Annotated in this window: 15 protein-coding genes; 6 read left to right on the forward strand and 9 right to left on the reverse strand. The window is 33.5% G+C overall.

What is annotated here, in order from left to right; genetic code table 11:
- The first annotated feature begins 31 nt into the window (after positions 1-31).
- Positions 32-1,792 (forward strand): Na/Pi cotransporter family protein, encoded by a 1,761-nt coding sequence (locus tag K7G76_RS12895; protein WP_223034635.1) that lies wholly within the window; start codon positions 32-34, stop codon positions 1,790-1,792.
- A gap of 35 nt (positions 1,793-1,827) precedes the next feature.
- Here the strand turns inward: K7G76_RS12895 and K7G76_RS12900 are convergent, their stop codons facing one another.
- Together K7G76_RS12900 and K7G76_RS12905 are read right to left on the reverse strand one after the other, a co-directional pair.
- Positions 1,828-4,119: an inorganic phosphate transporter gene (locus K7G76_RS12900; RefSeq protein WP_223034636.1), complete on the reverse strand. Its 2,292-nt coding sequence runs from the start codon at positions 4,117-4,119 to the stop codon at positions 1,828-1,830.
- Positions 4,120-4,193: 74 nt separating this feature from the next.
- Positions 4,194-5,381 (reverse strand): porin, encoded by a 1,188-nt coding sequence (locus K7G76_RS12905; RefSeq protein ID WP_223034637.1) that lies wholly within the window; start codon positions 5,379-5,381, stop codon positions 4,194-4,196.
- A gap of 385 nt (positions 5,382-5,766) precedes the next feature.
- Between K7G76_RS12905 and K7G76_RS12910 the strand changes: the two genes are divergently transcribed.
- Positions 5,767-6,123: a toxin-antitoxin system YwqK family antitoxin gene (locus K7G76_RS12910; RefSeq protein WP_223034638.1), complete on the forward strand. Its 357-nt coding sequence runs from the start codon at positions 5,767-5,769 to the stop codon at positions 6,121-6,123.
- Positions 6,124-6,193: 70 nt separating this feature from the next.
- Here K7G76_RS12910 and K7G76_RS12915 read toward each other — a convergent pair whose 3' ends face one another.
- Together K7G76_RS12915 and K7G76_RS12920 are read right to left on the reverse strand one after the other, a co-directional pair.
- On the reverse strand, positions 6,194-7,378 hold the full coding sequence (locus K7G76_RS12915; RefSeq protein ID WP_223034639.1) for a multidrug transporter: 1,185 nt from the start codon (positions 7,376-7,378) through the stop codon (positions 6,194-6,196).
- Positions 7,379-7,421: 43 nt separating this feature from the next.
- On the reverse strand, positions 7,422-10,232 hold the full coding sequence (locus K7G76_RS12920; RefSeq protein ID WP_223034640.1) for a TonB-dependent receptor: 2,811 nt from the start codon (positions 10,230-10,232) through the stop codon (positions 7,422-7,424).
- A 183-nt stretch (positions 10,233-10,415) separates the two neighbouring features.
- Between K7G76_RS12920 and K7G76_RS12925 the strand changes: the two genes are divergently transcribed.
- A complete protein-coding gene (locus K7G76_RS12925) occupies positions 10,416-11,762 on the forward strand; it encodes a deoxyguanosinetriphosphate triphosphohydrolase (RefSeq protein ID WP_223034641.1) in 1,347 nt (448 codons plus the stop codon).
- Between the two features lie 90 nt (positions 11,763-11,852).
- A complete protein-coding gene (locus K7G76_RS15450) occupies positions 11,853-11,984 on the forward strand; it encodes a hypothetical protein (protein ID WP_255573022.1) in 132 nt (43 codons plus the stop codon).
- Between the two features lie 4 nt (positions 11,985-11,988).
- Here K7G76_RS15450 and dxs read toward each other — a convergent pair whose 3' ends face one another.
- Complete coding sequence (dxs, locus tag K7G76_RS12930; RefSeq protein WP_223034642.1) at positions 11,989-13,752, reverse strand: 1-deoxy-D-xylulose-5-phosphate synthase; 1,764 nt, start codon at positions 13,750-13,752, stop codon at positions 11,989-11,991.
- 145 nt (positions 13,753-13,897) lie between these two features.
- Between dxs and K7G76_RS12935 the strand changes: the two genes are divergently transcribed.
- The gene (locus K7G76_RS12935) at positions 13,898-16,558 is read left to right on the forward strand and encodes a T9SS-dependent M36 family metallopeptidase (RefSeq protein WP_223034643.1); all 2,661 of its coding nucleotides are present in this window, start codon (positions 13,898-13,900) and stop codon (positions 16,556-16,558) included.
- 63 nt (positions 16,559-16,621) lie between these two features.
- Positions 16,622-17,071, forward strand: a complete 450-nt coding sequence (locus tag K7G76_RS12940) for a nucleoside deaminase (RefSeq protein ID WP_223034644.1) — start codon at positions 16,622-16,624, stop codon at positions 17,069-17,071.
- Here K7G76_RS12940 and K7G76_RS12945 read toward each other — a convergent pair.
- From K7G76_RS12945 to K7G76_RS12960, 4 genes are all read right to left on the reverse strand, one after another.
- Positions 17,068-17,298, reverse strand: coding sequence for a hypothetical protein (locus K7G76_RS12945; RefSeq protein WP_223034886.1), 231 nt, complete (start codon positions 17,296-17,298; stop codon positions 17,068-17,070). The two genes, K7G76_RS12940 and K7G76_RS12945, sit on opposite strands and share 4 nt — an antisense overlap.
- A 12-nt stretch (positions 17,299-17,310) precedes the next feature.
- Positions 17,311-19,113, reverse strand: coding sequence for a chloride channel protein (locus K7G76_RS12950; RefSeq protein WP_223034645.1), 1,803 nt, complete (start codon positions 19,111-19,113; stop codon positions 17,311-17,313).
- Between the two features lie 45 nt (positions 19,114-19,158).
- Entirely contained in the window at positions 19,159-20,913 is a 1,755-nt protein-coding gene (gene aspS, locus K7G76_RS12955) for an aspartate--tRNA ligase (protein ID WP_223034646.1), read from the reverse strand.
- Positions 20,914-20,995: 82 nt separating this feature from the next.
- Positions 20,996-21,916 (reverse strand): LysR family transcriptional regulator, encoded by a 921-nt coding sequence (locus K7G76_RS12960; RefSeq protein ID WP_103053115.1) that lies wholly within the window; start codon positions 21,914-21,916, stop codon positions 20,996-20,998.
- Positions 21,917-21,921: the final 5 nt, after the last annotated feature.

Here is a 21,921-nt window from a genome sequence, read left to right on the forward strand (position 1 = left end):
TTACAAATGCATATAGTCGACAATCTAAACTATGTCTTACGGTTTTTATGACATCTTACAGTTAATGGGCGCATTAGGCTTGTTCCTTTTTGGGATGAAGGTTATGAGCGACGCCTTGCTAAAACTGGCAGGTAACAAACTACGGTCCATTTTGGCGTCTATGACATCAAACAGGGTTTTTGGTGTTATTACAGGATTTTTAATCACAGCGGTTATTCAATCTTCTTCGGCAACAACCTTGATGGTAGTTAGTTTTTCTAATGCTGGGCTTCTTACTTTAACGGAGTCTATAAGTGTAATTATGGGAGCCAATATAGGGACGACCATAACAGCTTGGCTAATAACCATTTTAGGGTTTAAAGTAAGTATGAGTACAATAGCTCTTCCTTTAGTAGGATTTGGATTTTTATTTACGTTTTCAAAACGAAAAAAAGCAAGTGATTGGGGAAACTTCATTATTGGATTTGCGTTATTGTTCATAGGGCTTCAGTTTCTTAAAGAGGCCATGCCAGATATAAAAAGTAATCCAGAAATTTTAGCTTTCCTATCACAATACACCAATTTAGGATATGTTTCTATTTTACTTTTCTTATTAATAGGAACCGTTTTAACTGTGGTTATACAGTCGTCTAGTGCTACCATGGCATTGACACTAATAATGACAGCCGAAGGTTGGATTCCGTTTGAATTGGCTGCCGCCATGGTTTTAGGTGAAAATATAGGAACGACCATTACTGCTAATTTGGCGGCATTGGTAGCCAATTACAAAGCAAAACGAACCGCAAGGGCACATTTGGTTTTTAATGTATTGGGTGTATTGTGGATGCTCGTTCTATTTCATCCTTTTTTACAGTTTATTGATTGGTTGAGCCAAGCATTCGGATCAGATTCACCATACTTGTCTGCTGCAGCCATTCCGGTGGCTATTTCATTATTCCATACCGCTTTTAATATAATTAATACTTTTTTATTGATTTGGTTAGTTAACCCAATTTCAAGATTGGTAGAGCGTTTAGTACCAGAAAAATTAGAACCCGAAAAGCCTGTTAATGAACCTAAATTTCTTAAAAAGTCAATATTAAAATATCCAGAAACAGCAATTGCTGCACTATTAAGAGAATCAAAGTATCTGTATAAAAAGAGCATATTTGAGATTGTTGCACATGCTTTAAATATTCATAGAAAAGACATAAAATCTGAATTGAAATTAAAGAAAGTTATAAAAAAATCTAATGTATTATTTGAGTTGGATATAAGGGAACAGTACATTACTAAAATAAAGAGTGTTTATGGGCAAATAATAAATTATGCAACCAAAGCGCAAAGCCAATTAGATTTAACAGAAGCTCAAAACAGACAGATTAGCGAGATAAAAGTAGCTAACCGTAAAATGGTTGAGATTATTAGAGATGTTAGTGAATTAAGTAGAAATGTTACATTATACCTTAATTCTGAAAACAAGTACATAAAAAAAGAGTATGACAAGTTGAGAAAACGAGTTGCAAAAGTATTGCGTACCATCCATTTGTTTAGAACAGAAAAAGAAAAAGACGCATATTATAAAACCTTAATGGTACTAAAAGCAGAAGCTAGAGATAACATTCACAAAGGGAATTTAGAGATTGATACTTTAATTAGAAAAGACCTCATAACTGTAGATATGGCTTCATCTCTTGTTAACGATAATGATAATGTTAACGATATGATTAAAAAACTCATTACTGTAGCCGAATTATTGTATGGTAATAAAGATACATTGTTAGAAAATGGACATAAAAAAACACCTAGTTAAGCTAGGTGTTTTTTGTTTTATGGAAGTTCTAAATATTATTCAGATTCTGTATCGTCAATATCTTCAGGGAGTTTTGCAGGTTCTACAGAACTGTCATGCGAATCATGGTATTCTTGTAATAAATACATGGTAGCATTTAATAAGTCTTTAGTCTCAAGTAAAATACTAAAGTACAAGGTTGTATTTTTTGGACTCGATTCTTCAGTTCGAGTGCGTTTTACTTGCTTTTGTATTTTATCTTTAACTAAATCGTAAACTTCTTTCTTTTCATTTAAGATAAACTGAATTTGTTCAAAAGATTCTGTTTTAAAAGCTTTTTCAGTATCACTAAATAATATTTCAAGCTTATCGTCAATCTCTTTCAGTTCTTTTATTTGATTGAACTTTAATTTTTTATGATTATTGTTGATATGCTTGTAGCTTACTTTAGAAATATACTCTAAAGATTGAGTCATATCCTGTAAATAGCCAAGTACATTTATATAAAAATTACTTGCTCCAATGCTGGACTCATCTAAATTTTTAATGAAATAAAAGATATTATCACGTAATTTATCAACCTCATCAGATAGCTTAACAACATCTTTTTTACTCTTCTTTAGTAAATCAGTGTTTTGTCTAGCCAAACCAACTATAGCATTTGAATAAATTTTGTTTGTTCTTTTTACAACTTTAGCAATGTTTCCGGCACTTTCATGTATAACCCCTTGAATAGAACTGCTTTCAGCCATTTTTAAGCTATCCTCATCAATTCCTTTTGTAGTTTTATTTTTATGGGACATGTAGTTTCTGTACAGTAAAAATGCAGTAATTAGAAGTAAAATAGGAATGATTACTTTTGGGTTCCAATTAATTAAGTAAACTACCGTTCCAGAAGCAATAAAAGCACCAATGGCAGTACCAAACCAGCCTCCAATAACATTTAAAACACCTGCAACTCTATAAACTGCACTTTCTGCACCCCAAGCTCTATCGGCTAACGAGGTACCCATGGCAACCATAAAGGTTACGTAGGTTGTTGAAAGCGGCAACTTCATGGACGTAGCAATGGCAATTAAAACACCAGCAACCATTAAGTTAACAGAAGCCCGTATCATATCAAAAGCAGGTGCGTCTATACTCTGGTCTTTTGACAGGTATTTTTCGTCAGGTTTTTTAAAGCTATTATTTATATTGTCTTGTAGCGACTTTGGGAAAATTGCACTAAAATAAGACGCTAAATCAGACGATCCTTTAACCAAAGCTCTTGAAAGCATATTGGGTTTAAACTTTTCATGGGTATCACTTTGGCGTGATAAGCTAATTTCTGTTTCTGCAACTGTTTTGGCCTTTTTTGACAACCATAAGGTTAATACCATAATGCCACCAGCTATAAATAGTAATAATGGTTCAGCAGGAACTTTTTTATCTAACACTGACATGGACATTGCGGTATCCATACCACTAGCAATCCATGCTTCATAAGAATGATAAGCGGCCATTGGTACACCGATAAAGTTCACCAAGTCATTTCCTGAAAAAGCTAGTGCCAATCCAAATGTTCCAACAGCAATTACTGCTATTAGAACTGTTTTTTTGGTTAGCTTTTCAAAGATAAAAGAGAATAATGTCCAGAAAACAAAACTTCCTAATATTATTAGAACTTCATTACCTTCTAATAGCCCTTTTAACTCATTGTAATAAGGTGTCCCTTTAAGTCCTTTTAGAAAAATGAAATAGGTAATAGCTGTTAATGCGACACCGCCAAAAACAATGCCAAAATTCTTTATTTTCTTTTCATAATTGAAGGTAAAAATAAGACGAGAAATCCATTGTACCAGCGCTCCAACACTAAAGGCAATAAAGACAGATAATAAAATTCCACTAATAATGGTAAGTGCTTTTTCTTGATTAATATACTTGCCTAAATCAGCAAAAGTTTCAGTGGAAGAATGGCTAATCTTTATTAAAGACATTACAACTGCAGCACCTAATAAATTAAATACTATAGAAACCGTTGTTGAGGTTGGTAAGCCAAGAGTATTGAAGAAATCTAATAATAAAATATCAGTAATCATTACTGCCATAAAAATGAGCATGATTTCGCCAAATTCAAATTGTTCAGGCACAAATATTCCCTTTCTTGCAACTTCCATCATACCACTTGAGAAAACGGCACCAATGAAAATACCTAAACTTGCTACAATCATTATAGTTCTTAAAGAGATTACTTTAGAACCAATAGCAGAGTTTAAAAAGTTAATAGCATCGTTACTTACACCAACTACAATATCAACAACTGCTAATACTGTAATGGCAATTAACATAAATAAATAAATATTATCCATAAAGCTTATTAAAATTGTTTGCAAATATCTATAGTGAAAACCACTATAGTGTTATGTTATTGTTATTATTATGTTTAAAAATGAATGTCAAATTGCAGACGATATAAATATTGGTCTGTTCTATCATTAAAATCAATAAAGCTAAAATCGGTTTGAACTTTTAAACTATGCCCAACTATAAATTTTGAAAACCCAAGCGTATATTGTTTATCAGGGGTTCTTCCGGTAATTTCATCTAATTTAACGTATGAGTATCTACCTGATACTTCCCAATTATTTTTAAAAAGATAGCCGCTCTGTATGTTTATACCTGTCCCCACTTGAACAATATCGCCTGTTTCGGTTCCATCTGAATTTTTTGCTACAGGGTCTGCAGCATCCCGATCTGCATATTCTGTCATTAAACTAAATCCTTTATATTTAAACATGGCATCTATAAAGAGCGTGTTAATGTTGGTTTCATAAAACCCAGTATCTGTTTCCATCCAAGAGCCCATGTTACTTCGCGTTTTTACTGCATTGTTGTTATGGTCGTAAGTAACTCCGACAGCTAATTTTGGAGTTTGCTCTCTTTTCAAGTCAGAACCAAAATAATCACCTTTTCCTTCAAATCTGCCAAAAGGTAAGAATTCTATTCTACCCGTATATTGATGGCCACCTAAATTTCCAGTTACAACATTTCTACCTTCTCCTTGAGACAATGCAAAAATTTCCCGCACTTCAAAATTATTAAATAGGGTAAAATGATGTCTTAATTGGAAGCCAATATCACGATCAATATTAAATCTTGCATTCAATACAGAACGGTCAACTTGTTGCATATTAGCAGACGATATAACACGTTCTCTGTTGCCTGGTAACTTGGTCTGTCCAACCCAAAGTACAAAATTTCCATAAAAATTATATTTAATAACAGCATCCATTACATAACGTGGAGTATTTCTTGTAAATGGTGTAACTCCAGACATGTCTCTATTGGAAAGTCCAAGCTCAATTTTATATTTTAATTTAGGTGAAACAGCAAAACCATCAAATTTTAAACGTGCGCGACGAATAAGGAAATTTGTTTCTGGGCTTTGACCTTCGCTCATCAGATTGCTTGCTAAAAACTGAAACCGTGTTCCAATTTTCATGGTCCAGGAACTATCTTTTCCAACTAAGTTAAATAAGCCCTTTCCAAATTTAGGTGATTGTAATTCTTGAGAATGAGAAGTTGCTGTTACCGCAAATAGCAGTACTATTAAAGCAATTTTAAATTTCATATATCAGATGTTAGTTTTTGTCGCTGCAAATAACCAACTCTAATGTTAATTTAATGTTACGTAATTATTAATATTAAGAATAAAAAAAGGCCGCCTTGGCCAGAGGCAGCCATCTAGAATTCATGATAATATAGTCGACAAAAACTAATAGATTATATGAAATAACTAAATTGTTGTCTTAAGACAGAGCAAATGTCATGATTAAATAACACTTTAATGTAATGCTAATATTAATTAATTATTAAGGAAGTTTAAATTTTAAGTAATATATAATTGATTGAAAAACAGCTATTTACATTTTTAATGTTAAATTAATGTTATGTAAATGTTGCTTAAATATTAACTAATTACTATATTTGAAATATAATATTAAACCCAAATAATTATGAAGAAGTTTGTTTTCTTTATTGCCTTTTTAATTACAGCGGTTTCGTTTGCGCAACAAGAGCGTGAATTAAAGCTTAATAAGGACACCAATTTAATTGAGGTTGTATACTATCATGACAATGGAGTAGTAAGCCAAACAGGCTATTACACTTTAGATGGTAAACTTCAAGGTGAGTGGTTATCTTTTGATGCTGAAGGCAATAAATTAGTTTCTGCGAATTATGATAATGGGAAAAAAGTCGGCAAGTGGTTTTATTGGACAGATAAAACTTTAAAAGAAGTAGATTATAGTAATAATGCTATTGCAAGTGTAAGTGAATGGACTAATAAGTCTAAACTTGCCATCAGAGATTAAATAGCAAAATAGTATAATAAAAAAAGCGTCCAAATTAATTTGGACGCTTTTTTTTGAGATAAAAGCTTTCTTATTCAACAGTCCAGTTAGCTCCCCAAGTAGCGTAATCAGTACCAGTTCCATTTCCATTTCCTGAAATAAAATCAGCTTCAGTAAAAACTTCACCTGTATCGTTTTTCATGTTTAAAGTTACATCTATAAACGTTACATCAGTTACACTTGTGTCTCCATTTAAAACACCAGCACCTGTTGGGTTGTCACCAGAGTCACCATCTAAATCAAAGCCTTCTTCAAAACCTTCAATTAATACATTGTTAAAGATTCCTTGAGTACCAGCTCTTAAACGAATAGCTTCATTACCTGTTGAAGAACCTAAACCTATTATAGTTAAATTAGTAACAGTTGGTTTTGAAAAGAATCCCGCAGCATTACTGAAATCTGTATTATAACCATCAGCCTCAATACCTTTATCGTGGCTAGCACCATGTTTAACATAAGCATTTGTAATTGTACCTGTATATCCTTCTGTCCAGTCAATTGAATCATCTTGACAATTCACAACAGACATGTAGTTAACATTTACAGTTCCACCAAAAAATTCTACGCCGTCATCTTTACCTTCGTAAGCTTGAATATATTCTACAACAGTTCCACGACCTACACCGTAAAATGAGATTCCATTGTTTTCAGATTGACCATCAGCAGCACCACCTGAATACTCAACACGCACATAACGAATTATCCCTGAATCATCATCGCCATCTTGACCACCGAATGGTAAAGCTGCTATTTCAGAAGTTGCAGTTGCTGTTCCTGTTACAGAGTTTATTGGAGCTCTTCCCAAAACAATTAAACCACCCCAATCTCCAGCAGATGGGTTAGAAGCATCTGAAGTTAAAACAATTGGGTTATCGGCAGTACCGTTTGCTATAATTGTGGCATCTTGAGCAATAGCAATATAAACATTAGCTCCAGCAGCCAAAGCCTCAATAGTCATTCCAGCTGGAATAGTTAATGTAGTTCCGGCAGCCATTATTAAAGGACCGTTAACTTTATAAGTGTTGTTGGCGTCTAAAGTTAAATCTTCAGTATAAGTTCCTGATAAGAAAATCGTTTCTGGATCAGTAGGTCCACCACCGTTTCCATTATTGTTAATCACACTGTTGTCATTAATAACAACATCAGCAGTATCATCTGTAGTACAAGAGAAAAGCATTGATACAATTGCTAATCCTAAAATTAAATTATTCTTCATTGTTTTTGAGTTTAATTATTGTCTTTATTTATTATTATGGTTTCTAAAAATTATATTTTAATTGTAATCCTATGTTCATGCCGCGTTTGTAATCAGAAACGCCATTACCATTAGCTGAGTTTACTACAACTTCACCTAAAGTAGTTTCACGAACATATTTTATGGTTGGATTTAAAAGGTTTTGAAAGCTTAAATTAACTTGGAAGTTTTCCTTTATTGTATTTTTCCAAATAAAGTCTAAAGTAGGTACGCCATTTTCAATAATATTACCAAGCTGGCCACCGCCTAAAGCATCAATTCTGTCTGAAAAATATGAGAACACTAAATTAGCTACTGGCTTATAATTATTGAAAGTAGGAGAGAAGCTAACATCGGCATTTATTAAAAACGGTGATGCACCTTGAAGTTCGTCTTCATCAGAATCGAAGCTTACGCTAAATGTCCCATTGATTTCATTATACAAATCTTGATTGGTGTGCATATACGTTGCATTCAAACCTGCAGACAATATAGTGTCATCATCAGTATTTTTAAGTAGGTCTTTTCTAACTTCAACTTCAACACCGTAAACTTCGGCTTTATCTCCAGTTCGGAAAAAACGTTGTGTTCCCGTTGCGTCTGCTGCTACAACTAAATTTACAGGATCGTTAATTTGCTTGGCAAATAAACCAACAGAGAAAATTTCACTGCTGCTAAAGAACCATTCGTACTTTAAGTCAATATTGAATATTTTAGAAACTCCTTTGTCTAATAAATCTGGGTTACCACCAATTCTAGTTGAAATATTCTCGTAAACAAAAGGAGCAACTTCTTTAAATTCAGGAATTGAAATGGTTTGACTTGCTGAAAAACGTAGGTTCTGATCTTCGTTTAAAGCATATTTCACATTTAAGCTTGGTAAGAAGAAGTTGTCGTAAAATCCAATTTCTGCTTTTCCGTTGTTACCTAAATTAATAACATCGTAAGCAATTTTTTGATTTACAGATTCTAATCTTACACTAGGAACGAACAACCATTTTTCACCAGCTTTAATTTCTGCATTCAAATAGCCAGCGTAAATATCTAAATTACCTGTATATGTGTTTTCTGGTAAGCCTGGTCGGTTGGTGTTAGATTGTCCTGGATAGCTGTTTATAACTTTAATTTGGTAAATACCGTCGCTACCTTCACTTATATTTAAGTTTGATAAGTTGAAGATGCTATTTAAGTTGTTAACATTTGTAATTTGGTAGTCTGTATCAAGTATTTCGTACCCATAACGAATGTTCTCAAAGTTACGTTCTTTGGTTTTACCGTTATATCCTAAATTTATTTTTACGGTTTCACTAGGCTTATAAGATATGTTTAACCTACCATTGTATTCTTCATCCTCAATATTTTGGAAATAACGTTGGTTGTCAAAATCAATGTTATTATAAAATGTTGGATTTGTAAGTGGGTCGCTATCTAGTGCGTATTGATAATTTTCAATACTCACACGTCTTCTATCTGGTTGATCTGAAAAAACAGAATTGTAACCAAATCCCCAATCTACTTCAAAATCACCCGATTTGTGGTTGCCCAACAATTGATTAACAAACATTCTGGTTTGATCAAACTGAACGTTCATTTGGTAAAAACCTTCATCAGTATTTAAAATAGCATCTCTGTTTCTACCTTTACCGTCTATACCAAAATATCCTACCACATCACTAGAACTATTGATAAACAGCGAGTTGAACTTTAAAGTATTGCTATCATCAATTCTGTAGTTTAAATTGGCCATTGCAGTAGATGTAGTACTGTAATCAAATTCTTCAGCGCTATCTATATATGCTTTCTTTTCAACCAATGTGAAATCTGCATTGGTTCCTTTTCTATATTCAAAACCGTTTTCAAAAGAACCGGTAATAAAAATACTTAAGCGCGAATCATTTTTGAAATCAAAGCTTTTACCAATAGAAGCACCATAACCAATATTAATTGGTGATCCAGCATCAACAGGGTCTACACCATGTGATAATATTACAGCAAAAGGATTGTGCTCATAACGGCCATAATATCCCCAATATCCCGTACCTTCACTTCTAACAAAGTTTTTATCAATGGCATTGGTGTTAAATCCAGAACTAACAAAAGCATCTACATAAAAATCACCTTTGTAATTTTTTGAACTAATATCAACATTACCTGCTGAAAAATCTCCGTAGAAATTAGTAGAATAGGCTTTGCTAATAGATACATTTTCAATTATATCTGATGAAAATAAATCTAAATCGATATTCTTTTTATTAACATCATTTGATGGTAACGATAAGCCATTCATAGTTGTGTTTAAATAGCGATCGCCTAACCCACGTACATAAACGTTACTAGAACCTTCTTGCTTCGAAACACCTGAAATTTTAGCAACAGCACCAGCTGCATCACTAACACCCTTTCTTGATAGCTCTTCTGCGCCAATACTTTGTTTGATTTCTACTGCTTTTTTCTGCTCCAAAAGCAAGGCAACTTCACTATCTCTTTTTGTAGTTGTTTTAATTACAACTTCATCTAAAGAAGCTGCAGAAGCTGACATTGAAATGTTAACTTCGGTTACTTTATCGGCCTCAATAGTAACTTCTATTTCTTGAGTTTCATACCCAATAAAACTGTATTCAACAGTATATACTCCTGGTTCAATATTTGCGATACTGTATAATCCATCTAAATCAGAAGTTGTTCCTTTAATAGTCCCTTTTAATAAAATATTAGCGAATGCTAAAGGTTCGTCGTTGAAATCTTTATCTGTTAATTTACCAACAAGCTCTCCTGAACTTTGACCTTGAATAAATGAAGTCGAAATAAGTAGAATAAATAGTAATATATGTCTCATTATATTTTCTTGAATTTTGATGTCGCAAAGAAACCGGATAAATGTAAAGTCAAGGTTAATTGCGGGTTAAACCTAAATCATAAAACTGTTATCTAAACGTTACCGTAAGACTTGAAAAAATCACTTTTAAAAACAATTTCTTAACATTGAAAAAATGTATCTTGCAAATCAATTTTTAGTATTATGAATTGGGAACAATTACTTTCTTTAAAACGATTTGGTGATACCAACAAACGCCTGCGAAAAGAGCAGGATGAAACACGATTGGGCTTTGATGTAGACTTTGACAGAATTATTTTTTCTACAGAGTTTAGGAGTCTTCAAGATAAAACTCAAGTTATTCCATTATCACAAACCGATTTTGTTCACACACGGTTAACGCATAGTTTAGAGGTAAGTGTTGTTGGTAGAACGCTAGGTAGACGTGTAGGATTGAAATTATTGGAAAAATATCCCCATTTACAAAGTATACATGGTTACCAAGCTAATGACTTTGGGGCAATAGTTGCAGCTGCCGCTATTGCTCATGATATTGGTAACCCGCCTTTTGGACATTCTGGCGAGAAAGCCATTGGTGAGTATTTTAAAACGGGAAAAGGATTTAGCTATAAAGATCAGTTAACAAAAAAGCAGTATCAAGATTTATGTGATTTTGAAGGGAATGCCAACGGATTTAAAATTTTAACTGAAAGTAGAGCGGGTAGAGAAGGCGGCTTACGCTTAAGTTATGCTACTCTGGGAGCATTCATGAAATATCCAAAAGAATCGCTGCCTAAAAAACCCACCAAGCATATAGCAGATAAAAAGTACGGGTTTTTCCAAAGCGAAAAAAAAGCTTTTCAAGATATAGCAAACGAACTTGGTTTAATAGCTACCAGTTCTGCGGATAGTTTAAGCTATTCTAGGCACCCGTTAACTTTTTTGGTTGAAGCAGCAGATGATATATGTTATACTATTATTGATTTTGAAGATGGTATAAATTTAGGACTTATTCAAGAAGAATTTGCTTTAGAATACTTAATTAATCTTGTTAGAGAATCTATTCATACCAAAAAGTATAATCAGTTAGGCAGCACCCAAGATAGAATTAGTTATTTAAGAGCGCTTGCTATAAATACATTAATAAATGAAGCTGTAGAGATATTTGTATCTCATGAAGAATCTATTTTAAATGGTAATTTTAATACAGCGCTGCTTGATAAAAGTAAATATGAGGCTCAAATAAACGACATAATAAAGATTAGTATTGAAAACGTTTATCAATCTGATGAAGTAGTGAATAAAGAAATTATTGGTTATAAAGTGATAAATAGTCTGATGGATACTTATATTCAAGCTTTAACAAATGACTTTAATAACCAGGTTTCAAATTACGATAAACTTATATTAAAAACTCTACCAAAGAATATTGTTAGAAAATCACAAGATACTATTTATGATAGATTGCTAAATGTTAGTAATTATGTGGCCTCGTTATCAGATAGTCGTGCTATTTTAGAATATAAAAAAATTGAAGGAATAGGATTGTAGTTACTAAAACTGCGTATTTCATCGATTAAATTTGCTTTTAAACGATATTTAATTTATGTTTAGTGCCCCAATCATAATACGTAGATTATCATGAAAAAAAACTTGCTTGGAGCTATTGTTATTTTCTTTGTAACCTTTGCTTTTTTATTAGTAATTAAAGAAGTGTCGAATACAGAGAACGCTTCAGATTTCGAGAGTACGGAGTTTTATGCTGAAGATTAGTATTCTACTCAAGTAATTTATTAATGTATTTACTTAAACTTTTAGAGTCAAGACCAATGCTAGTTTGGAGTTCTTGTATTGTACCATGTTCTATAAACTCATCTGGGATGCCTAAGACATTAATATCATTTTTATAATTATTTTTATTGGCAAACTCTAAAACAGAACTGCCAAATCCACCAACTACAGCACCGTCTTCAATTGTTATGATTTTAGTGTAGTTAGAAAAGATTTCATGTAATAATTTTTCATCTAATGGTTTTACAAAGCGTAAATCATAGTGCCCAACAGAAGGCGTATTCTGAATGGCTTCACTTACATTTTTTGAAATGGTTCCAATACTTAAAACAGCTATATATTTTCCTTTTTGTAATTCCTCGCCTCTACCAATTTCTACTTCTTGAAATTCACGATTCCAATCTAAAGTGACACCAGAACCTCTAGGGTAACGTATTGCAATAGGATTTTTAGTTTTTTGTAATTGAGCTGTATAGAGCATATTACGCAGTTCAACTTCATTTCTAGGAGCAAAAATTATAAGATTAGGAATGCATCGCAAATACGCTAAATCAAAAACACCGTGATGGGTAGCGCCATCTTCGCCTACTAATCCAGCACGATCCAAACAAAAAACAACAGGAAGATTCTGCAAGGCGACATCGTGAATAATTTGGTCGTAAGCACGTTGTAAAAACGTTGAATAAATATTACAAAATGGCATAAAGCCTTGAGTAGCCATACCTGCTGAAAGTGTTACAGCATGTTGTTCAGCAATACCAACATCAAAAGCACGTTCCGGAAGCTCCTCAATCATATATTTAAGGGAGCTTCCTGTTGGCATTGCAGGCGTAATGCCAATAATTTTTTTGTTCTTTTTTGCTAACTCTAAAATGGTATATCCAAAAACATCTTGATATTTTGGAGGTTGCTTCACATTGCTTTTTGGAGTAAGTTCTCCAGTAGCCGAATTAAATTTGCCAGGTGCATGATAGGTAACTTGGTTTTCTTCAGCAAGCTTTAGACCTTTTCCTTTAGTGGTAACAACATGCAATAATTTAGGGCCTTTTAGATGTTTTAACCTGTTGAATTCTGCAATTAAGCTTTTAAGGTCATGACCATCAATAGGACCTGAATAGTTAAAGTTTAAGGCCTCAAAAATGTTATCTTGGTCATCCTTACCTTTTTTAACATTCGTTAAATATTGTTTTAAAGCCCCAACACTAGGGTCAATACCAATTGCATTGTCATTTAAAATCACCAATAAATTAGCTTGGGTTACTCCAGCATGATTAAGTCCTTCGAAAGCCATGCCGCTGGCAATTGAGGCATCTCCAATAACAGCAATATGGTGTTTTTCTTCCCCTTTTAATTGGGACGCAATAGCCATACCCAAAGCTGCTGAAATAGATGTTGATGAATGACCAACACCAAAAGTATCATAGGTGCTTTCAGATCTTTTTGGAAAACCACTAATACCATTAAGCTGCCTATTGGTAATGAATTGGTCTCGTCTTCCAGTAAGGATTTTATGACCGTAGGCTTGATGACCAACATCCCAAACCAATATATCGTCAGGTGTGTTAAAAACATAATGTAGCGCAATTGTAAGTTCTACCGTTCCTAAACTTGCACCTAAATGGCCTTCCTTTGTTGCAACAATATCAACAATAAACTGCCGTAATTCTTTTGTAAGCTCGATTAGCTGTTCAACCTTCAATTTCCGAAGGTCTTTTGGTGAATTTATTGTGTTTAATAAGTGAGAATTCATTGATGCCAATTATGCCATAAAATTATCAAAATAGACTGAATTAAAGTTGATTTAAATATTTATTTAAGAATAAGTTAATTTATCTGTCACACTTGACTATATTTGTGAAATTATCAAAAAATAAGAATTACTAACATCATAAAAAATGAAAAACAATTACATTAATTCTGTTTTATTTTTAGTAATTGCTTTACTTACCAACATCGGTTTTGCTCAAAGTAATTTAACTAATTCAGAATATGGTTCGGTTATCCAATCGTATTTAGACCAAAAGAAGGAATCCTTAAGTTTAGTTAGCACAGATATTGCTGATTTATACGTTAGTAAGGAGTTCTTTTCCACAAAATCAAAGATAACCCATGTTTATGTTAACCAACGTTATCAAGGCATCAATATCTTTAATGCTATTTCAAGTGTAGCTATTAAGGATAATGTTGTTTTTTATTATGCTAATAATTTCATGGGTAATATTACCCAACGGGTAAATGCAACCGCTCCACAATTATCTCCTGAACAAGCTATTCAACGAGCTGCTTCAGAGTTAAATTTAGGAAGTGCTCAAAACCTTACATTATTAGAAACTGTTGAAAAGAAATTTGTGTATTCTAATGGGAATATTTCTAAAGTTGATATTCCAGTTGAATTAGTTTACTATAATAGTAATGGAGAATTAAAATTAGCTTGGGATGTTAGTATTTATACTTTAGATGGTACTACGTGGCCAAGCATTCGTATAGATGCATTAAATGGAGAGGTGTTAAGCCAAAATGACTGGATTTTAACGTGTAATTTTGGAGATTCTAATCATACTTCCCATAACCATGATGTGAAAAATAAAACAGCAGCTAATAATTTCACTTTATTTAAAGACGATTACCGTCGTGTTGACGGATCTCAATATAATATTTATGAATTACCAGTAGGAGGACCAAACGATGGAGATAGAACACTGGTAAGCGAACCTGCAAATCCTAATGCATCGCCTTTTGGATGGCATGATACAAACGGAGTTAGCGGTGCAGAATATACTGTTACCAGAGGAAATAATGTTTGGGCACAAGAAGATAGAGATGCCAATAATGATGATAATGGTTATATGCCTGATGGAACAGCTACTTTAAACTTTGATTTTCCACTGAATTTGAACCAAGCTCCAGTGTTGTACGAAGATGTATCGTTAACAAATTTATTCTATATGAATAATATGATGCATGATGTTTGGTATCAATATGGATTTGATGAAGCAAGCGGTAATTTCCAAGAAAATAATTATGGTAATGGCGGTATTGGTGGCGATTTTGTTTTTGCAGATGGTCAAGATGGCGCAGGTTTAAACAATGCTACTTTTGGAACGCCTGCTGATGGTGGAAACCCAGGAATGACCATGTTCTTATGGTCGGCATCAGGCCCTGCAGGCGACCCCTTAACCATAAACAATGGCGGTTTGGCTGGAGATTATTCTGGTTTACCAGCAAACTTTGGTGGCACATTGTCATCTACACCAATTACTGCAGATTTGGCATTGGTTGTTGATAATAATATAGGTGGAATGAGTTCGACAGATCCTCAAGATGGTTGTAATAATATTACTAATGGTGCTGATTTAAATGGTAAGATAGTAGTTATTCGTCGTGGTGTTTGTGAATTTGGATTTAAAATATTAGCCGCAGAAAATGAAGGTGCTGTTGCCGTTATAATGGTAAATAATGTTGCTGGTGACCCTATTACAATGGGAGGTGGAGCTGTTGGTGCCAACGTAACTATCCCTTCAATAATGATTAATAATATTGATGGTGAAGCACTTATTGCAGCTTTATTAAATGGTGACACTATTAATGCATCTCTATTAGATGCAGGGCCATACCAAAAGGATGGAAGTTTGGATAATCTTATTGTAGCACATGAATATGGTCATGGTATTTCCAACAGATTAACAGGAGGTGCAAATACAACTAATTGTTTGACAAACGTAACTCAAATGGGAGAAGGTTGGTCAGATTGGTTTGCATTAATGTTAACAATGAAAACAACCGATCTTCCGGAAGATCCAAAAGGGATGGCTACGTATTCAGTAGGACAAAATCCTGAAGATGTTGGTATAAGACGTTATCCTTACAGTACTGATTTTGCGATTAACCCATTTACTTATGGCGATACTAATGACACTTCTAATTCAGTTCCTCATGGTGTTGGTACCATTTGGGCAACAGTATTATGGGATTTAACATGGGCTTATGTGGATAAATATGGTTTTGATGAAGATCTTTTAAATGGAACTGGAGGAAATAATAAAGTTATGCAAATTGTTATGGATGGTTTAAAACTCCAACAATGTAATCCAGGTTTTGTTGATGGAAGAGATGCTATACTTGCAGCCGATACTGCATTAACTGGAGGTGAAGACCAATGCTTAATTTGGGAAGTATTTGCTAATAGAGGTTTAGGTTTAAATGCTTCTGAAGGAACACCATTTAGTAGAACAGACCAGGTAGAAGATTTTACATTGCCACCGGATTCTGATCCTTCGTTGGCTAATTGTACAAGTTTAAGTGTTGATGAATTTAATCAAAATGATTATAAAGTATACCCTAATCCAACAAATGGTAACGTTTTCATTAAAACTAACAGAAGTTTAGGTGAGGTAAGAATTACGTTAACAGACTTAAACGGAAGAAAGGTTTATTCAACTCAAACAGAGTTGTACAACCAAGTTGAGATTAATATGAGTCAATTGCAATCTGGTATTTATATTTTAAATATTAACGGACAAAACATTAACTCAAATAATAAGATTATCAAAAACTAACACGTTATAAAATAATTGAAAAAAGGCGACTAAATTTTAGTTGCCTTTTTTATTTTTACACAAATGGAAAGCATCTTTGATCATAATTATTTCATGAAAAAAGCCTTGCAAGAAGCAGAAATTGCTTTCGATAAGGGTGAAATACCTGTGGGTGCCATTATAGTTATTGATAATAAAGTTATTGCTAGGGGACATAATCTAACCGAGCTTTTAAATGATGTGACAGCCCATGCTGAAATGCAAGCTATAACAGCAGCTTCAAATTATTTGGGAGGTAAGTATTTATTGAATTGCACCTTATATGTTACTTTAGAGCCTTGTCAAATGTGTGCCGGAGCCTTGTACTGGAGCCAAATTAGTCAAATTGTTTATGGAGCTAGAGATGAAGAAAGAGGGTGTATTAATTTAAAAACAAAATTGCATCCAAAAACAAAAATTGAGGGAGGGATACTAGCAAAAGAATCTTCAGAATTATTAAAGCGTTTTTTTATTGAAAAGCGAAACCTAAATTAATTATCGTCATTAAACTCACGCATTTTATCTAAATTTTCTTTAGTCAATAAATAGTCTTTTACGTTTCTGTCTTTCCAACGATACCAAGAAAATATAGGAAATACTATAAATACTAAACCAGCGACACCACCACCTATTAATTTTTCTGAATAGTGCAGATCTAGAGCAAATCCCATAATAATACTTCCAATTGAAATGATAAAAAGAAAAGCAATAATATATTTCATCACAACCATATTTTAAGAGGTAAAATTAATTAATTCACGCCTGTAAGCTGTTAATAGTTTAGATTTAGACACAAAACCTAAATAACATCCGTTTTTAACTACCGGTAAATTCCAAACATTTAAATCTTGAAATTTCTGCATAACAGTTCGCATGGTATCTTTTTCGTAATCAATAACACCAGGAGGTATTTGCATAAAAGTTTCAACTGATGTTGATTTGTATAGGTCTTGGTCAAACATAATAGTTCTAATATCATCCAATAATATAACACCAACAAGCAGGTTTTTGTCATCCGTTACAGGAAACAGGTTCCTGTTGGATTTAGCTACACCAGAATGAAGCATTTCACCAAGTGACATTTCAGGGTTTAAGGTAATGAAATCGGTTTCTATTACACTATCAATAGTCATTAGCGTCAATACATTTTGATCCTTATTGTGTGTTATTAAATCACCGCGTTCTGCCAATTCACGTGTGTATATGGTGTGTTCCATATAATTTTTTGTAATCATATATGAAATAGCCACAGTAATCATTAGTGGTAAAAACAATTCATATCCTCCAGTAATTTCGGCAATTAAAAATATTGCGGTTAAGGGTGCATGAATTACTCCGGCTATTAATCCTGCCATTCCGATTAATGTGAAATTCGCTTCAGATACTTGATGGCCCAAACCGATATTGTTAATAATTTTTGCAACAACATTACCCAGTGCACTACCCATAACCATAGTAGGTACAATTACACCACCAACTCCACCTGCAGCAAAAGTAGTAGTCATGGCGATAGCCTTAAAAAAAGTAAATCCAATCAATAGGAAAATGACAACCCAAATATTGCCCAAATAGTCATCAAATAACGTTGAACCTAGTGCGTGTAAATGATTGCCATCAAATAAATCTCTGGTAAAGCTCAATCCTTCACCATATAGAGGCGGAATAAAATAGAGCATAACACCAATTGCCAATCCACCAACTAGTAATTTGGAAAAACGTGTTTTAAAACGGTCAAAAAAAGTATAAATAGCGAAATAAATTTTAGTAAAATAAATAGATGCTATACCTGTGCCAATACCTAAAATTATGTAAAACGCAGTATCATACAAAGTAAACTTATCAGAGACATTAAAATTAAAAAGCACCTCATCTCCTAAAAAGAAATAAGATGTTAATACCGAAGATATTGAGGCGATAAGTAATGGCAGTAATGAAGCGAATGTTAAATCCAAACTAAATACTTCCACTGCAAATACAATAGCTGCAATTGGCGATTTAAACATCGAAGCTACAGCACCAGCTGTTGCGCAGGCAATTAATAAAGTTCGTGTTTTTTTATCAACATGTAACAATCGACTTAAATTAGAACTAATTGCAGAACCCGAAGTTATTGAAGGCCCTAAAAGCCCAACCGAACCACCAAAACCTACAGTAAGAGGCGCCATAATTAAAGGGTGATAGATAAGTTTATAAGACAATAGCCCTTTTTGGCGCAGTAAAGAGTAAAGCAAGGAAGGAATTGCTCTTTTTACGAATTTTGGAACCGAAGGCTCCAGAGGTTTATTAAAAAAGAATTTCTTTAAAATATAAACTAACAGCAAGCCTATAATTGGTAAAATGAAATAGAGCTGATTTTGCGAAAACACAATACCATGCTCTAATGCAGATTGAATGGTAAAAGTAATATTCTTTAAAGTTACAGCTGCAATTCCTGCAAGTAAACCAACAACTACACTTAGTATATAAACAAAGTTTTTTTGAGAAATATTTTTATACTTCCAAATCAAAAATCGCTTAATATAGTTCTGTTTAGCCATCAATTAAATCTACTAAAAAATCCTGCAATTGCAGGATTTAATTATTTAAGATTGTAAATTGAGTTTTAAGTTTAGCTCTTTTAATTGTTCCTCATCTATAGGGGCAGGAGCATCAATCATAACATCGCGACCATTGTTGTTTTTAGGAAAGGCAATAAAATCCCGAATGGTTTCTTGACCACCTAATATGGCAACCAACCTATCCAGACCAAATGCCAATCCGCCATGTGGCGGTGCGCCATATTGAAAGGCATCCATTAAGAATCCGAATTGCGCTTTGGCTTCTTCTTCTGTAAAACCTAAATAATCAAACATTAAGGCTTGGGTTTCTTTATCGTGAATTCTTATAGAACCTCCGCCAATTTCGTTTCCGTTTAAGACTAAATCATAAGCATTGGCCTTTACGGCGCCAGGATCTGTTTTTAAAAGGTCTAGTTGCCCGGGTTTTGGCGATGTAAATGGATGGTGCATGGCATGGTAACGCTCGGTGTCTTCATCCCATTCTAAAAGCGGGAAATCCATTACCCATAGTGGGGCAAATTCATCAGATTTTCTTAACCCTAAACGTTCAGCTAACTCCATACGTAGGGCACTCAATTGCGTTCTTACTTTGTTAGTGTCACCAGAAAGCATACAAATTAAATCGCCTGGTTTGGCGCCAGTAGCTTCAGCCCATTTTGCTAAATCATCTTGATCATAAAATTTATCTACAGATGATTTAAAGGAACCATCATCATTACAACGACAATACACCATGCCTAGAGCACCAACTTGTGGTCGCTTAACCCAATCAATTAACTTATCTATTTCTTTTCTGGTGTAAGTGTTTCCTCCAGGGACTGCAATTCCCACAACCAATTCGGCTGAATTAAATACATTGAAATCTTTATGTTGTGCTACCTCGTTTAGTTCGCCAAACTCCATCCCAAAACGGATATCCGGTTTGTCATTTCCATATTTTCGCATGGCGTCATCGTATAACATACGAGGAAATTTATCAATTTCAACACCATTAATTTCTTTTAACAAATGACGTGTTAAACCTTCAAAAGCATTTAAAATATCTTCTTGTTCAATAAAAGCCATTTCGCAGTCAATCTGCGTAAACTCTGGTTGTCTATCAGCACGTAAATCCTCATCTCTAAAGCATTTTACAATTTGAAAATACTTATCCATGCCACCTACCATGAGCAATTGCTTGAAGGTTTGAGGTGATTGTGGTAAGGCATAAAATTGACCTTCGTTCATTCTACTAGGCACTACAAAATCACGAGCGCCTTCTGGAGTTGATTTTATTAAATAAGGGGTTTCAACCTCGATAAAACCTTCGTTAGAAAGATAATTACGAACTTCTTGTGTAACCTTATGCCTAAAGATTAAACTGTTTTTTACAGGATTACGACGAATATCCAAATAGCGGTATTTCATACGTAAATCTTCACCTCCATCAGTTTTATCTTCAATAGTAAATGGTGGCAGTTTGGCTTCATTTAAAATAGTTAATTCAGAAACTAGTATTTCAATATCGCCTGTAGGTATATTGGGATTTTTAGAAGCTCGTTCAATAACTTTACCTGTGACCTGAATAACAAATTCACGACCTAAATTTTGAGCTTGTTCAATCAATGTTTTTGAAGTACGCTCTTCATCAAATACCAACTGGGTAATACCATACCGATCTCTTAAATCTACCCAAACAATAAATCCTTTATCACGAGATTTTTGAACCCAACCTGCTAATGTTACCTCTTCGTTGATATGCGATGCTCTTAATTCACCACAATTATGACTTCTATACATAACCTAAATTTAGAGTTGCAAATTTAATGAAATACCCAAGAGTATAAATTTTTTTATACTAAAATTGATGTCTGAATATTTTTTAAAAATCAATCCAAGAAAATTCATTTTTAATAATATAATCTTTTTGAGCATCAAGAAAATCAAGATAGGCTTCGGCTACAGGTGATAATTTTTTTGATTTTAACCATATTAAATTCCATGTTGTGTTAATGGGTAGGCCTTTAACGGGTATTATTTGTAAATCCTTATTTTTAAGTTCATTTTTTATTCCAATTAAGGGCATGATGGAGCATCCTAAATCAGATATAACAGCTTGCTTTACTGCTTCATTTGAGGTAAGTTCAATTTTTTTATGAACAGAAAAGTTGTTTTTAAGTATGAATTTTTCCATAGCATTTCTGGTGGCAGAACCCGTTTCGCGATAAATCAAAGGGTAGTTTTCGAATAGTTGCTTTTTACTCCGCCATTTTTTTAAATCCAGTTTTGTACTGCCTATTAACATGAGTCTGTTTTGCATGAGTTCTACCTTGTTAACATTTAGTTTTTCGGGTAATACGGAAACTAATGCAAAATCAACTTCATTAAGTTCTAAACTTTCAATTACTCGAGATTTATTAGTTACATCTATGTTCAATTCAACACCAGGGTTTTCTTTCATAAAGCCTGATAAGAAATAAGGCATTACATACTTTCCGGTAGACGCACTGGATATTTTGAGACGTCCTGACAACTGCCCTTGAAATGAGAGTGTTTTATAGTTTATGGCATGTACATGGTTAATTATCTGTTCTGCAGCTTTGGCAATATCTTCTCCAAAATCAGTTATATAAAGCTTTCTTCCTACAACTTCAGTCAAAGGAATCGGAAACTGATCTTGAAAATTTTTTAACTGAATGGAAACAGCAGGCTGTGTGAGATTTAAAACCTCTGAAGCCTTGGTAATACTTTTTAGTTCAGCGATTTTTAAAAAAATCTGAAGTTGATGCAATGTATAATTCATAAATA

Source organism: Hanstruepera marina, from assembly GCF_019880635.1.
Taxonomy (GTDB): Bacteria; Bacteroidota; Bacteroidia; order Flavobacteriales; family Flavobacteriaceae; genus Hanstruepera; species Hanstruepera marina.